The 15,677-nt window shown below is 37.7% G+C and carries 17 protein-coding genes; 11 read left to right on the forward strand and 6 right to left on the reverse strand.

Features of this window, described 5'->3' with window-relative positions:
- Positions 1–249: 249 nt before the first annotated feature.
- Positions 250–1,575 (forward strand): diaminopimelate decarboxylase, encoded by a 1,326-nt coding sequence (lysA, locus tag U0839_RS01695; protein ID WP_413549944.1) that lies wholly within the window; start codon positions 250–252, stop codon positions 1,573–1,575.
- Positions 1,576–1,752: 177 nt separating this feature from the next.
- Here lysA and U0839_RS01700 read toward each other — a convergent pair whose 3' ends face one another.
- A complete protein-coding gene (locus U0839_RS01700; RefSeq protein ID WP_413549945.1) occupies positions 1,753–2,436 on the reverse strand; it encodes a Fe2+-dependent dioxygenase in 684 nt (227 codons plus the stop codon).
- 26 nt (positions 2,437–2,462) lie between these two features.
- Positions 2,463–4,763, reverse strand: coding sequence for a TonB-dependent receptor (locus U0839_RS01705; protein ID WP_230882760.1), 2,301 nt, complete (start codon positions 4,761–4,763; stop codon positions 2,463–2,465).
- Positions 4,764–5,045: 282 nt separating this feature from the next.
- On the opposite strand from U0839_RS01705, the gene U0839_RS01710 reads away from it, so the two are divergent.
- The 7 genes from U0839_RS01710 to hpf all read left to right on the forward strand — a co-directional run bounded on the left by U0839_RS01710 (position 5,046) and on the right by hpf (position 10,523).
- On the forward strand, positions 5,046–5,462 hold the full coding sequence (locus tag U0839_RS01710) for an EVE domain-containing protein (RefSeq protein ID WP_155565563.1): 417 nt from the start codon (positions 5,046–5,048) through the stop codon (positions 5,460–5,462).
- Between the two features lie 48 nt (positions 5,463–5,510).
- Entirely contained in the window at positions 5,511–6,173 is a 663-nt protein-coding gene (locus tag U0839_RS01715) for a ribonuclease D (protein ID WP_155565564.1), read from the forward strand.
- A gap of 88 nt (positions 6,174–6,261) precedes the next feature.
- The gene (locus U0839_RS01720; RefSeq protein ID WP_155565565.1) at positions 6,262–7,254 is read left to right on the forward strand and encodes a KpsF/GutQ family sugar-phosphate isomerase; all 993 of its coding nucleotides are present in this window, start codon (positions 6,262–6,264) and stop codon (positions 7,252–7,254) included.
- Positions 7,251–8,024 carry an LPS export ABC transporter periplasmic protein LptC gene (gene lptC, locus U0839_RS01725; RefSeq protein ID WP_230882761.1) on the forward strand — a complete coding sequence of 258 codons (774 nt, stop codon included), beginning with the start codon at positions 7,251–7,253 and terminating at the stop codon, positions 8,022–8,024. The genes U0839_RS01720 and lptC overlap by 4 nt, the downstream gene beginning before the upstream one ends.
- A 5-nt stretch (positions 8,025–8,029) precedes the next feature.
- On the forward strand, positions 8,030–8,992 hold the full coding sequence (locus tag U0839_RS01730; protein ID WP_155565566.1) for an LptA/OstA family protein: 963 nt from the start codon (positions 8,030–8,032) through the stop codon (positions 8,990–8,992).
- 32 nt (positions 8,993–9,024) lie between these two features.
- Positions 9,025–9,804, forward strand: coding sequence for an LPS export ABC transporter ATP-binding protein (gene lptB, locus U0839_RS01735; RefSeq protein ID WP_122123696.1), 780 nt, complete (start codon positions 9,025–9,027; stop codon positions 9,802–9,804).
- Positions 9,805–9,947: 143 nt separating this feature from the next.
- The gene (gene hpf, locus U0839_RS01740) at positions 9,948–10,523 is read left to right on the forward strand and encodes a ribosome hibernation-promoting factor, HPF/YfiA family (protein ID WP_413549946.1); all 576 of its coding nucleotides are present in this window, start codon (positions 9,948–9,950) and stop codon (positions 10,521–10,523) included.
- A gap of 58 nt (positions 10,524–10,581) precedes the next feature.
- On the opposite strand, the gene U0839_RS01745 is transcribed toward hpf, so the two are convergent.
- Positions 10,582–10,848 (reverse strand): DUF1150 family protein, encoded by a 267-nt coding sequence (locus U0839_RS01745; RefSeq protein ID WP_413549947.1) that lies wholly within the window; start codon positions 10,846–10,848, stop codon positions 10,582–10,584.
- A 62-nt stretch (positions 10,849–10,910) separates the two neighbouring features.
- Complete coding sequence (locus tag U0839_RS01750; RefSeq protein ID WP_122123698.1) at positions 10,911–11,429, reverse strand: Hsp20 family protein; 519 nt, start codon at positions 11,427–11,429, stop codon at positions 10,911–10,913.
- A 213-nt stretch (positions 11,430–11,642) separates the two neighbouring features.
- Here U0839_RS01750 and def point away from each other — a divergent pair, with 213 nt between their 5' ends.
- Genes def through truA form a run of 3 tightly spaced genes read left to right on the forward strand, consistent with a single transcriptional unit; the run spans position 11,643 to position 13,897 of the window.
- Positions 11,643–12,167, forward strand: coding sequence for a peptide deformylase (gene def / locus U0839_RS01755; RefSeq protein WP_413549948.1), 525 nt, complete (start codon positions 11,643–11,645; stop codon positions 12,165–12,167).
- A 21-nt stretch (positions 12,168–12,188) separates the two neighbouring features.
- A complete protein-coding gene (gene fmt / locus U0839_RS01760; protein ID WP_122123700.1) occupies positions 12,189–13,118 on the forward strand; it encodes a methionyl-tRNA formyltransferase in 930 nt (309 codons plus the stop codon).
- Positions 13,118–13,897 (forward strand): tRNA pseudouridine(38-40) synthase TruA, encoded by a 780-nt coding sequence (gene truA, locus U0839_RS01765; protein ID WP_155565569.1) that lies wholly within the window; start codon positions 13,118–13,120, stop codon positions 13,895–13,897. Before fmt ends, truA begins: the two co-directional genes overlap by 1 nt.
- Here truA and U0839_RS01770 read toward each other — a convergent pair.
- Entirely contained in the window at positions 13,891–14,538 is a 648-nt protein-coding gene (locus U0839_RS01770; RefSeq protein ID WP_155565570.1) for a hypothetical protein, read from the reverse strand. The genes truA and U0839_RS01770 overlap by 7 nt on opposite strands.
- On the reverse strand, positions 14,535–15,668 hold the full coding sequence (dapE, locus tag U0839_RS01775) for a succinyl-diaminopimelate desuccinylase (RefSeq protein ID WP_155565571.1): 1,134 nt from the start codon (positions 15,666–15,668) through the stop codon (positions 14,535–14,537). The genes U0839_RS01770 and dapE overlap by 4 nt, the downstream gene beginning before the upstream one ends.
- Between the last annotated feature and the right edge of the window lie 9 nt (positions 15,669–15,677).

Here is a 15,677-nt window from a genome sequence, read left to right on the forward strand (position 1 = left end):
TGTCGATGATTGTTTTTTTGGCTAATGCCTGGCAAATCTTTTGCGGGAACGGAATAGGATAAGGTTGAAATCGATATAAATATCGTACATACAAATATCCTGATAAAAATATTCAATTTTCCATCCCTTATCGCTATTTCTTTTTTCCTTAATAAAGAATAATTATATTATTCTATCCTACTGTTTTTTATAGATTGTTATAAAATCAGTATAATATTATTTTTTTTCCGACTAAAGGCTTTTTGATTAATGTCATCTTCTAAAACCGAACCTGAAACAAATTATCAAACCCTTTTACAAACGCATCCAGACTTTATTATTGATGAAAAGAAGGGGCTCTGTTTTGGTAAAGTTCCACTTCAATCTCTTACTGATCATTATGGTAGTCCTGTATGGGTAATCAATGCAGATATATTAACATCACGTTTTCAAAAACTTTCTAAAGCATTTCTGCAAAACAAAATGGACATTTCTATTCATTATGCTGTGAAAGCAAATGATCATCTGGCCATACTTGATCTTTTGGCAAAAGAAGGAGCGGGAGTTGACATTGTCAGTCTGGGTGAATTAAAGAGAGCACTAAAAGTCAATATCAACCCACGAAAAATTTGTTTTTCAGGAGTGGGAAAAACAGAGGAAGAATTAAGAGCCGCCATTCAATTAGAAATAGGCCAAATCAATGTTGAGAGCCGTGAAGAGCTTCATCTTATTTCTAAAATAGCAATGGATACAGGAAAAAAAGCTGCAATTTGTTTAAGAGTCAATCCTGATGTCGATGCCAGAACGCATCATAAAATTACTACAGGTTTGGCGGAAAACAAATTTGGTATCGCTTATGAGCAAGCTCTTCAGGTTTACAAAGAAGCAAGCCAACTGGATAATATTCTCCCATTGGGATTTGATGTCCATATTGGTAGTCAGATTTCATCTGTAGAGCCCTATAAAAAAGCTTTTTTAAAAATGGCGAAACTTGTTAAACAAGCACGTAAAGAAGGATTAGAGGTCTCTGTTCTAGACTGTGGAGGTGGTTTTGGCATTTCTTACTATGACGAAAAAGAGTCCGACCCATATGCTCTAGCTAATTTAATGCAAGAAATTTTCTCTTCCCTTAATATCCGTATTTGCATTGAACCTGGCCGCTGGCTGGTTGGTCCGGCAGGCATCCTGATCAGCAAAGTAGTCAGAAGAAAAAACAATGGACCAGATGCATCCCCTTTCATTATTCTTGATGCTGCCATGAACGACCTTTTGCGTCCAGCGATGTACGATGCGTGGCACGGTATCTTACCTATACAGGCTGAAATATATAAGCGTCCCTTGGAAAAACAGAATATTGACGGTCCAATATGCGAATCCAGTGATATTTTTGCTCGCCAACGGTTACTTCCACAATTAAGGGAAAATGATGAAATTGCCATTCTGGATGCCGGTGCCTATGGACATGTCATGAGTTCCTCTTATAATGCCCGTCCCCAAGCTTTACAATTGATGATCAAGGATAAAAGATTATTTGTTATCAAACCACGACAAACATTTGAATCCTTATGGAATAATGAAACTATACCCAACGGATAATTGATTTATATTATACCGAACAAGTAAGCACAGTCATTATGGCATTCAAATTGGTTTTCTTTTATTTATAAAGGTCAATAAATAAAAATATATTTAATAAATATGTTTTTATTTCATTAGGTTTTAATCAAAAAAAGCACTTTATTTTTTTAGTGCTTTTTTAAAAATTATTTCAGTCTATAGCTCACACCATAATCGCATCAAATTATGATAAACATTTGTCAACTCTAAAATCTGAGGATCATTATCATCCATTCTGGTTCTTAACTTAATAATCGACATATCCAGATCAAATAAAACCCGCCTCTTGTCAGAATCTCGAATCATTGACTGGGTCCAGAAAAAAGATGCCCAACGACTGCCACGCGTTATTTTACTGACAGAATGCAAGCTGTAGGTTGGGTAAACAATCATGTCGCCAGCAGGAAGCTTGATTGATTGCGCACCACTTGGATCATGCATGATCAGCTCTCCACCATCATAATCCACAGGATTATTTAAAAACAAAGTCGAGGATACATCCGTTCTGATACGCATATTGGCTTCATGAATTGGACGTAACGCATTATCAACATGATCGGGAAACTCCATGCCTTCATCATAACGGTTGAATAAAGGCGGGCAAACCCGATAAGGAACAACTGCGGAATTGAAAATCGGATTACGTCCCAGAGCTTTCAATATAATTTCTCCCAATTCTTTACTTTCGGATGATTTCTGGTCAATTTGTATATTACGCTTGACCTGGGCAGATTGTTCACCTGCTGTTACCTTACCATCTACAAAAGGCGCCCGTCTATAAACAGACTGAACGTAAGCCAACTCTTCTTTATTTAAAACTTGAGGAATATGAATGATCATCAAACTAACCTAATTATATTTTGAAGTTATTCTAACATGTTCAAACTGAACATAAATGCTCTACCATTAGATGGTGTCACACGATTACTGAATAAAGAGTCATAGTTCAAACGGTTGGTCAGATTGTAAATATTGAACGACACTTTCCAATGATCGTCGAATTTATGAGAAAGCATGGCATCAATCGTTACATTTGATGGTACTTTTGCATTGTTTCTGTTATTCAAATAAACTGGTCCACGCCATGTTACACCTCCACCAATCAACAGGTTGTATGGTGTATTGGGCATTATATTATACGTTGTCCATAAATTTCCCTGATGAGAGGGAACATAGAACATGCGATTTCCCTTGACATTAGGCGTTAAAGAACCTGTAACTTTGCTATGATATGCAGCAAAGGCACCATAAACGCTCCAATTATTCGTAATATTACCGGATATACCCAATTCAATCCCCTGATTGTAACCTTTGTCACCCGTACTTGTCACCGCTCCTGACAATGGATCACTAACCATCTGGTTGCTTTTTTCAAGATGGAACAAAGATGCTGTCAGTCCCAACCGCTGATTCAAAAGACTCCATTTTCCACCCAGTTCATATAAATGGCTTTTTTCCGGTTTCATTCCGTTTTGACCATCCTTCATCGGTGCATACGAATTCGTCAAATACATACCTAATGGCGTTGTAGAGGATGACCATGTGAAATAGTAGGCCTGATTTTCATCAGGATTGAAGAGCAAACTTACTGTCGGATTGAACACATTATCGTTCGTCGACATACGGTGCGTTGTAAAGGATTTGCCCCCTTGGGTATTATAAAACGCTTCCCAGTTGTCATAACGGAAACCACCCTTAATTGACCAGGCTTTGGTGAACCATATCTGGTCATACAAGAAAACACCAACATCACGGGAATGCCCATATCTACGGGATGGATCCCCTACTTTACTGTTGGGATCACCAGGCATGATATGTATTGGATAATCAATCGCATCCGTTGGATGAACAAGATTGTTGTTTGGCAGGGATGCGGAAAATTGCCCGTAATGACGGCTTTCATGAGCATAGGCAATGTCAACACCAGCCGTTAATTGATGTTTGATAAAACTTGTATTGAAATTGGCAATTGTTGATAAAACGTTTTGGAACGACCAAGTGCTCTGTTCATATGGACTTGGACCTGCCGTTTGAATAATAGCATCCTGAGGACGACCATCAAAATATGGGTCACTACAATCTGCTGGCGTACATTTAGGTCGTGTAACAGAAAACTGACGTTGATAATTACCATATCGAGTATCGTTATGGATAACAATATCAGGAGTGATGTTATAGGTTAAGCGTCCCGTAACCTGGTTATCCTGGGTTTGGTCCTTATCCATTTTGTTACCATACCAATTTCCCCTTCTTATTCCATATTCAGTCGCAGGTCTACCAATTGTATGACCAGGTTTTGTAATTACAGGAACACCATAATCAGGAATGCGATCATCCTGTTGATGTACAAATTGCAAAACATAACTTAAATCTGTTCCCAGACCAAAAGCTATGGATGGCGCCAGACCCCAACGATGGGAATATAAATTATCTCTTCCCACAACATTATTGCTGTTGGCCATACCTTCCATACGAACAGCAATATTATCATTAATCTGCTTGTTCAAATCAAAAGTGCCACGGTAATAATCACCGTTTCCACCAGTAAATTCAGCTTTATATTGATCTTTCAAAATTGGTTTTTTTGTTACAACATTAATGGCACCACCCGTAGTTCCATTCCCAAATACAGATGAAGATGGACCCTTAATAACCACAACATTTTCATAATTGAAACTGTCACGGCTATAAACACCGAAATCTCTCAGGCCATCTTCATAAATATCATTCTGGGCCTGAAAACCGCGGATGAGAAACTGATTTCCGGACATGCCGCCACGTCCCTCCCCAACGGAAGAGGTTACCCCCGGTACATTTTTTAATGCTTCATCAAGAGATTTGACATTTTGCTCTTCCATAATTTTGGCCGGAACAAGATTGATATTCTGAGGGGTATGCATGATATCCTGTGGCATCAAACTGACACCTGTATTCTGCGTCAGAATATTATCATTCTTTTTTCCACGAACAAGAATATGCTCATTCGTTGTTGACTGGTTATCTGTTGTTTGATCTTTTGTTATTTGTTGATTTACTTTATTTGCTGATGCTGCAACAGCATTGTTCGATTTTTCTGCATTTGCAGATTTGGTGATAGCGGCATTCCCTAATAATCCGACCATTACTGCCAATGATACAGGTTGAAGCGTCCTTTTTATTCCTGACAATTTAAAAATCCATCCAATAAAATACTGATAATGATAATTAATAACATGAGATATTGAGAATCATTATCAGTATACAGATACAATTGCAACTGGCGGAAATCAAATAAATCATGATGGTTTGCAAATGAATAAATGGACAACAAATATTGTAAAATTGTTTTTTACATATTTTTAAAGAGTTATAATAAATTTCATCCGTTTGAGATTGACTGAATTTTAATTCAAATTTTCAAAATATGTGATAATAATACAATAGGTATAAAAAATAAATGTTTTATAAATATGACAAATTATTGGTTAATTAAATCGGAACCTTCTGCTTTTTCATGGCAGGAACAATTGAGAAACAAAATCGAACCCTGGACAGGGGTGAGAAATCATCAAGCGAAAAAAAATCTACAATTAATGAAAAAAAATGATCTGGCTTTTTTCTACCATTCCAATGAAGGTAAGGAAATTGTTGGTATTGTAAGAATTGATAAAGAGGCCTATCCCGATCCGACCGATACAGAACACAGATGGTTTTGTGTGGATGTAGAGACAATATGTTCGGTACCTGTACCCATTACCCTAAAAAAAATCAAATCCATTCCTGAACTGGAAGATATAACACTTATTAAACAATCCAGATTGTCAGTAATGCCAATCAGTTCAGAACATTGGAAAATTTTATGTGATCTTGGAAATGTGAAATTATAAGTCAATTCATTTTTTCTTGCTAAAATTTAATAAACACTTGGACAAATTATGAAAAATAACAATAAACAAATTCCCGATCATATTCATCTTTACCAGCATGATATACCTTCCGGACTAGATCTTGGAAAAATAGTCGCAATTGACACTGAGACCATGGGATTAAATCATGATCGAGACCGGCTTTGTTTGATTCAGTTAAGCAAAGGGGATGGACAGGTTCATATTGTCCAGTTTGTACCCGAACGGCTTGGTGGTAAAGGGTTCAATTCCTGCCCCAATCTAAAAAAATTACTTACTGATCACTCCATTGCAAAATTAATGCACTTTGCCCGATTTGATGTCGGGATATTACAAAAAACCTTTCAAATAAGTATGAAATCCGTAATTTGTACAAAAATTGCAGCTAAATTGGTCAGAACTTTTACGGATAAACACGGACTGGCTGTTCTATGCAGAGAATTACTCAATATTGAATTAAGTAAACAGCAACAAACTTCAGATTGGGGTTCACCAACCCTGAGCATTGAACAATTGACCTATGCAGCTGCAGATGTTCTTTATCTTCACCAATTGTGGGAAATCTTGAAAGTTTTATTAATCAGGGAAAACCGTTTGGAAATTGCAGAAGCCTGTTTTTCATTTTTACCAACAAGAGCCACCCTGGATCAGCTCGGATATCTAGATCCTGATATATTCGATCATCGTGGTTAAGAATTTAACAGTTTCATTTCATTTTGAAACTCTATATATATTATTATATCTGTTTTAATAATAATTAAATTTAATCAAGTGCATTGAAATGACCAAAATTGCCTCATCAGAGATTGATACAGCTCTTGAAGCTCTATCTATAGAATCTAATGGCATCCTGGATTTGATTAATGCACTTCGAGACAAAACCGAACTTACTCAATCTTTCTTGGAAACCGCCAATCTCATATCTGAAATTAATGGTCGGGTGGTATTAACCGGAATTGGCAAATCTGGGCATATTGCAAAAAAAATTCAATCAACACTGGCTTCCACTGGTACACCATCTCTCTTTGTTCATCCTTCTGAGGCCTCTCATGGAGATCTGGGAATGATTCAAAAAGATGACATCATTCTGGCTGTATCCGCTTCTGGTGAAACCCAGGAATTATTCAATATAATTATTCATGCAAAACGATTCAGCATCCCATTGATTAGCATAACAACCAATCCGCAATCGACCTTGGCAAAAAATTCCAGCATAATTCTCTCACTTCCCCATTCAAGGGAGGCATGCCCACTGGGATTGGCACCAACGACCAGCACGTTAATGCAACTGGCAATGGGAGATGCCCTGGCAATAACGTTATTGAAAATGAGGCACTTCACCGCATCAGATTTCGGTATTTATCATCCCGGAGGTAGATTGGGCAGCAGACTTAAGATTGTTGAAGATTTAATGCACACAGACAAGGATATCCCCTTGGGGCATTCAAGGATGCCTATCACAGATGCAATCATGGAAATGACTCAAAAAGCCTTGGGTTGCATTGGTATTATTTCTGAAAATGGGAGACTGATCGGGCTGATAACAGATGGCGATCTAAGGCGAGCATTCAACAAAGATATAAGAAAATTGACAACTCAAGAAATCATGAATCCCTCGCCCCTGACCATTAAATCCGATATGCTGGCTGCTGAAGCGCTGAAACTCATGAATAATGATAGTCATCCCATTACCTGTTTATTCGTCGTGGATTCCAGAAATCATCCAATAGGGGTTTTGCACATTCATGACCTTTTACGAGCGGGCATTGCATGAATATGTCAACAAACAGTCAACCGAATGAAGAATCTAGTTCTAAAAACAAAATTGAAAGAACCGATTTTCAGGACAAGGAAAAATATTTAAATCATAGATCACAAAATATCATTGAAAGACGGCATATTCCTAAACCCGCAGAAATGGAACGCCGGAACACCATTATGAAGTGGGTTAAATGGGGCCTACCAATTACAGCCCTTGTTTTGTTAAGTTCCATTGCTGTCTGGCCGGAGATTGATCGGGCTTTGCATACCAACAAGGAAGTGATGAAACAGCTTTCCCGTATCAAGATTGAAAGTGGAACCATGATTGACGCTACTTTTCATGGCTTGGATACACATAATCGACCCTACACCATAACATCTGAAAAAGTTGTTCAGAAATCTAACAATAGCAATCTTATCCATCTAGGCAATCCAAAAGCTGATATTTTATTGCAGGACAATGTTTGGATGATGGTCACGGCAGACAAGGGAAATTATACACAGCATGAACAGGATTTAGGATTGATAAAACATGTTGTTTTATACCGAAATGATGGAGTTTTCATGTATAGCGATATGGCAGACGTTGCTTTAAAGTCTTCTGTTGTGACTGGCAACAACTGGATTCATGCTGAAGGACCCTTTGGCATCTTGGATGCCCAAACCTATTTCCTTGACTTGCATGCCGGAATTGCTCAATTTAAGGGACCAGGCCGATTGGTCTTGAATGATGATAAAAAAAATAATTCCTCCAATCCTACTCAAGCTAAATCATCGGAATAAAATTGATGAATAAACGCAATTTATTACCTTTTGCCATTTCAAGTATCTTTTATGGTTTTTTCAACATCCATACTGTCCATGGTCAAAGTATAGATCTATCACATGGTGGACAGATTACGGTTACAGCTCTTGGAGGATTTGACTGGGATCAAAACGCCAAAAAAGTGACCGCCTATAATCAAGCCAAGGCAGTTCGTGAAAATGTAACGGTCACAGCAGACAGACTTATCGCCTATTATCGAAAAAAAGCTGGCGATACAGAATCAAAGTCCTCCCAAAACCCCAATCCTCAACAAAAAAGCGGTGATATAACTCAAAGCGATTCAGGTTCAAATGAAATATATCGTCTGTACGCTTATGGTCATGTTCATATTTATACGAATACCGATCAGGCCTGGGGAGATAAAGCAGTTTATGATATTGATCAGGCAACCCTGGTTTTAACGGGTAAACATATGAAATTAACCACCCCTCAAAATGTCATGACCGCAAAAGATGCCATGGAATATCACTCCCAAACCAGAATGTCAGTTGGTCGGGGTGATGCAACCGTAATTAATATCAAGGATGGTCGACAAATCAATGCGGATGTACTGGTTGGCTATAGCAGCCCTGATGATCAAAAAAAACCTGAACAAAAAAATAACGTGACTGACAGTAAGAAATCTGATGACCTTACCAAATCCGGAAAGTTGGAAAAAGTCAACGCATTTGGTAACGTTGTCGTGCGAACCCAATCTGAAACTGTTCGTGGAGACCGCGGTGTTTATGTTCCCAATACAGGAATCGCCCGCATCGTGGGCAATGTTCATATCACAAGAGGCCAAAACCAGCTAAATGGTCATGCTGCCATTATCAACATGCATACCGGTATTGCTCACATGACAGAAATGCCTGGTCAAAGAGTCCAGGGACTGGTCGTTCCAAACCAAGCAAATCAAAATAATCAACCAAGCGATAAAAAATAGTTTTTAATTTTTATAAGTGAGTTTCAAATTCCATGCCTGAAACCGAATCTGCTTCCAATAATACATCATCAACCAAAAATTTACCTGATAATGAAGGGCTATTTGCAGACAACATAGGAAAAACCTATAAAAAACGACAGGTTGTCAAAAACGTGTCTTTACGCGTTCATCGAGGAGAAGCTGTCGGTCTTTTGGGCCCAAATGGTGCTGGCAAGACTACAAGTTTTTATATGATTGTTGGGTTAGTTCAGCCAGATACAGGATCAATTCGTCTTGATAACACAGATATTACCAAATTGCCAATGTATCGGCGAGCAAGACTTGGCATTGGTTATCTGCCTCAAGAGGCAAGTATATTTAGGGGGTTGAATGTAGAACAAAATATTATGGCAGTTCTGGAAGTTGTTGAATCCAATGCCGATAAAAGACATGAAACGCTTGATGGATTATTGGCGGAATTCGGAATTTCACATTTACGACATTCCCCCTCCCTTTCCCTATCTGGTGGAGAAAGACGCCGTTTGGAAATCGCCCGAGCGCTTGCCAGCGATCCGAATTACATTCTTCTGGATGAGCCCTTAGCTGGAATTGATCCAATTGCTGTCGGAGAAATTCGTGATCTTGTTTCCCATCTCAAGGATCGTGAAATTGGTGTGTTAATTACGGATCATAATGTAAGAGAAACCCTGGAAATTATTGATAGGGCATATATCATGAACAGTGGCCAGCTTCTTATGGAAGGACGTCCTGAAGAAGTGGTCGCTCATGAAGATGTACGTAGAGTTTATTTGGGGGAAAAATTCACATTATAATTCACCTTAACGGTTAAAAGTTAACTATAGATCTTACCGTTAATCAAAATGATAGAACAATTACCACCCACGCGTTGATAAAGCTTTAATTTTGAAAAATTAGATACTAGAATAGTAAGGAATATAACTAAGGGAGAACCGTAATGGATATTTCCATCTTTGGTAATAAAATTGATATTCCTGATTGGTTTAGAAACAAGATTAATCAAAATCTTCAAGAAATCACGCAAAAATATTTTAAAAATATCGTTGATTGTTCAGTAACATTTAACAAATCCCCATCCGATTATCGTTGTCAGATACATATCCATGCTTCTCGATCCCTTTCATTACGTGGAGAGGCAAATGCAGATAATGTACAAGAATCTTTTAATATTGCCCTTGAACATTTACATAACAGACTGAAAAAATATAAGGGAAGGTTGATTACAAAAAGAGATCATGCCCCTCCCGCTCATGAATTATTCGAAGGCAACCAATATATTATTGATAATGATATCCCCTTGGAAACATCGGTGGAATCTCAAAAAGATGCAAAAATCATTGATAAAAAAACGACTCATATAGACACATTATCGCTTCAAGATGCCATCATGGTTCTAGATTTATCAGAAAGACCGGTATTGATGTTTAAAAATCTGGATAATAACCGTATCAATGTCATATATAAGCAAAATGAAGATAGGATAATCCTACTGGATTCAGGAATGATATCTTGAACAAAAAACAGGGAGTTATCCCTGTTTTTTATATTGAATATTATCTTGTTATTATCAATTAATGAACCATGATAGGCATCATTTCCTGCTGCAAGATCGCAGCATATGCTGTCTTGGCATTATCTGTCACTGCCATAGGTGTCCCATCAGCCGCATGAATGGCAAATGCCTGTTCACCATTGATCGTGATTTCCTTTACGTAAGCCAGTTGGGACACACCCAAGGCTTTTAGCTGATTGTCTGTTAAATGACGAACATCAACAACGTCACTACCTTCCTGGGTCGCAATTAATTTAGATTTTTCCTTGATGTCGAAATCTTTCATAATTGATCAAGACCTCCTTTAAAAACAGATGGCAAGATAATCCTGCATCTTTTAATATAATATCATTCTTTTTCTGTAAGTTGCAAACTTCGTATCGCACCAGAGCGATAGGCATCTGATGTGCCAACTTTCTGTGACATAACTTTATTATATGATTTACGCCTTGCATTGGAATTTTGTACTATTTCAATATGGCGAATTCTTGTCTCCGGTTTGGGACGGATAATATCAATATGAAGCAAACCATTATCCAGCCATGCTCGTTCAACCTTGATACCCTCAGCCAAAATAAAAGCTCTCTGAAATTGCCTTGCCGCAATTCCTCGGTAAAGAAATACACGCTCTTCATTATCTTCAAGCTGCCTGCCACGAATGACCAGCTGATTATCTTCCTGCGTTATTTGCAAATCTTCCATCATGAAACCAGCCACAGCCAAGGTAATCCGTAAACTGGAAGATCCAATTTGTTCTATATTATAGGGCGGATAACCATCAGAAGTCGATTTTGCCGCTCGTTCTAAAATCTGTTCCAAATGATCAAAGCCCAGGAACATAGGCGATGTAAAAAGCCTTCCTGACATGAAAGCCCCCTCCTTTAATATATTGAAGCGAGACATATAACTAGGCCCAAAATGGCACCTATCTATATTTATTATATGGAATAATCGCCAAGGACTACAAGTATTATATCTTTTAAAATTAGATTTCGCACTATAACAAAATATTGTATTAATATATTAAATCTTTATATAGACAATGATAGAATAATTTAAACTATGGCACAAATTTAGAAAATGAATGACGATATTGAAACAAGACCTGTTTTACTTGCAACCAACCCTTTTTTACGTAAAAAAAACAAAATCGTTGAAAAAGAGGATTTGAAAGACGTAAAAGAACTTTTACCCATGATGTTTGAAACCATGTACAAGGCAGGTGGTATCGGTTTGGCTGCTCCTCAGGTTGGAATTGGGCTGAGATTTTTCGTTATTGATCTCATGCAGAATAATCAGTCAGAAAAAATTGTCATTATAAATCCTGAAGTTATTGAGAAATCAGAAGAATTGGAAAGTTATAAAGAAGGTTGCTTGTCTTTTCCAGATCAATATTCCGATGTAATTCGCCCTGAAAAAATTAAAATCAGCTATATGGATATTAATGGAAGTCGCCAAGAAATGGAGGCTGATGGATTGCTTGCACGTTGTATTCAACATGAAACAGATCATCTTGATGGAATATTGTTTGTGGATCATATTTCAAGCCTTAAACGTAACATTATTATGCGTAAAATTATCAAAGAGCAAAAAAGACACCGCTAATTATATATACGAGAAGCTAGGATGCGTATTGTCTTCATGGGAACACCGGATTTTGCTGTTCCCGCTTTACAGGCACTTTATCAAGCCGGACATGAAATTGTTGCCGTATATTGTCAACCTCCCCGCCCTGCTGGCAGAGGGAGGAAAATAACTCCCTGTGCCGTGCAAAATATTGCCGAGCAATTGCATATTCCCGTCTTTTCACCCATCAAATTAAAAAACCAGCCAAAAGAATTTGAACAGTTCGCTTCTTTTAATCCTGATATAGCCATAGTTGCAGCTTACGGACTTATTCTACCTGAGGAAATACTTACACTACCTAAATTAGGCTGTATCAATATCCATGCAAGTCTTCTTCCACGCTGGCGAGGAGCCTCGCCCATTCAGACGGCAATCTGGTCAGGTGACCAAAAATCAGGTGTCAGCATAATGCAGATGGACAAAGGTCTTGACACAGGAGCCGTTTATATTGAAAAGTCTATTCCAATTACAAAAAAAACGACAACTCAAATTCTTCACGATCAACTTGCGCAATTAGGGGGTGAACTCATACTTGAAACCCTTTCAGAATTGACAGAAAATCCAAATTCAAAACCAGTTCCACAATTATCAGGGCTCGCAACCTACGCTAGGCAATTGACAAAAGAGGATGGCAAAATTGATTGGAATCAATCAGCTGAATCTATTGATCGACAAATTCGTGCCTTGACACCCTGGCCTGGGACATTCTGCTTTCTAGAAGGAAAATTACTTAAGATTCTTAAAGCTGAGCTCAGCTCTCAATCAAGCATGGCAGAATCTGGAACAATTATACATCCTGATTTTTATGTGGCATGTGGTGAAAATCAGGTCCTTAAAATTCTGGAATTACAATTGACTGGAAAGAAAAAAATGCCAATCAATGAATTTCTCAAAGGTTATCATCTCAAATTAAATACAAAACTTGTCTAATGAATTTTACCATACAGAGATGGGCCGTCAAAATCGAATATGATGGTACAGGTCTTGTTGGATGGCAACGGCAGGATAACGGCCTTTCTGTTCAGCAAATATTAGAAGAGGCTGCCTGCAAACTATGCAACGGTCAATTTAAAATAGCCAGCATTACCGCCGGTCGGACAGATGCCGGTGTTCATGCCTTGGGACAAGTGGCCCATCTTGATTTTCCGGCACATATACCCTTAACAGCCAAAAAAATTCGCGATGGCTTAAATTACTATATGAAACCTCATGCCGTTACAATCTTGCAATCAGGGCTGGTTAATGCAGAATGGAATGCACGTTTTTCTGCAATAAAACGAAAATATATTTATGTCATTCTCAACCGTCAGAGCCGTCCTGCTTTGGATATTAATCATGTATGGCATGTACGAAAGAAATTAAATGTCGATGCTATGAACGAAGCTGCTCAAACCTTATTGGGAAGCCATGATTTTACATCATTCAGAGCTACTGCATGTCAGGCAAAGTCACCAATCCGTATTTTGGACAAATTTAACGTTTATCAAATTGATGATAAAATTTATTTTGAAACACAGGCCCGTTCATTTTTACATCATCAAGTACGTAATATGGTAGGAACCCTTAAAATGATTGGAGACGGATATTGGCCAATAAAACAGGCCTATGCAATTTTACAGGGTAGAGATAGAAAATTGGCAGGAATCAAAGCTCCTGCAACTGGTTTGTTCCTCAAGGAAATAACCTATCCAGATGACCCTTTTCAGTGAACAGCTGACAATTCATGTGATAATCTGACAAGTGTATCACTGTTACAAATTGACAAAACAAACAACAATATTACTTCTGAAAAAAACAAACTGATAACAACGATTAGAGATTGTTTATTGTTAATCTGTAATCCCACTTTAATCGTCATCCATGATATCCAGATCATGTAAGCCAGATATAAAATCATTAAAACCGCCATAAAGCCCAATATAATTGATGGCGTAAAACCAGGTAACGATACAATCATCATACCTATAATCAAATCTAAAATTGGCATCCATTGACACCAACAATAACTTGAAACTGTTCTTTTCCAAAATCTTTCCTTATGCCAAAGGACGGAAAAAGAATGAATCAAAATCGGTATAAGTAATACTGTACATAATTTATATAAAAATAATGATATGGTAAAAATAAATAAATATGCTTTTTTTGCCTGAACAATACTTAATATATTAAAACCATCAATGACCACTAATAATGCTATCCACGGTGCCAGAGCACTTAACACTCCATCTGTTGAAGAGGGAAACAAATTTATCCCTTCTTCTTTACCACCCCCCAGAGCAAGCATTCCCTTGAAAATATCTTTGAGCTTTGAATCAGAAGATTTCTTTTGATTATTTGAATTAAGTGTCATAGGAAATAATTTTTCAAAAACTGTGTGTAAATTGAACTTAATTTTTTTAAATCTTCAATGGGTACAGCTTCATTCACTTTATGCATAGTTTGCCCGACAAGACCAAATTCAGCAACATTACAATAATTTGAAATAAACCGGGCATCGGAGGTTCCCCCCCCTGTATCCAGACGTGGTTTGACAGATGATATTTCTTCAATTGCCAAACGAATTGCCTGCACTTCATTTCCTGGTTCTGTCAAAAATGCCTCACCAGATACAACTATATCTATTTGACAATGTTCTGCAACACGTCTTGCTTGAGTTTCAATCCAGCCTATTAAAGAATTTCCATTATGTAAATGATTGAAACGAATATTTAACCGCGCCGTCGCAGTGGCAGGAATTAAATTTGTCGTTTTATTCCCTACATCAATAGATGTCACTTGAACAGATGAAGGCTGAAACCATTTATTCCCCTTGTCTAAAGATAATGTTGTTAAAGAGGATAATATTTCTATCAATTTATGAATTGGATTATCTGCAAGATGAGGATAGGCGACATGTCCCTGGATACCTTCAACAGTAATAACCGCATTCAAACTACCCCGACGCCCAATTTTAATTACATCACCCAACTCCTGTGCTGATGTTGGTTCACCCACCAGACAAAAATCAGGAATATGTTTTTTTTCCTTCATCCACTCAAGTACTTTAACAGTACCATTAACACCGGGCCCTTCTTCATCTCCGGTAATCAAAAAACTTAATGACCCAGTAAAATTAGCTTGAAGAGATAGGAAATTTTCAACCGCTGTTACAAATGCAGCAATGCCACCTTTCATATCACAGGCACCACGTCCGTAAATGATATTATCTTCAATAACGCCTTGAAAAGGATTGTGTTGCCAATGATTATTCCCCGCAGGAACAACATCTGTATGACCAGCAAAACATAAATGTGGCTTTCCTGTCCCGTAACGCGCAAAAAAATTCAAAACGTTGTCATTACCTTCACCATAAGGCAAATCATATATTTCAAAACCGATCTTTTTCAGTCTTGTTTTTAAAATATCCTGCGCTCCAAGATCTTGTGGTGTAACTGACGGACAACGAATCAGATCTTGCAATAGCTTCACGGGATCGTGCATATTAAATGG

Source organism: Commensalibacter sp. A3DC (assembly GCF_047307945.1).
Lineage (GTDB): Bacteria > Pseudomonadota > Alphaproteobacteria > Acetobacterales > Acetobacteraceae > Commensalibacter > Commensalibacter melissae.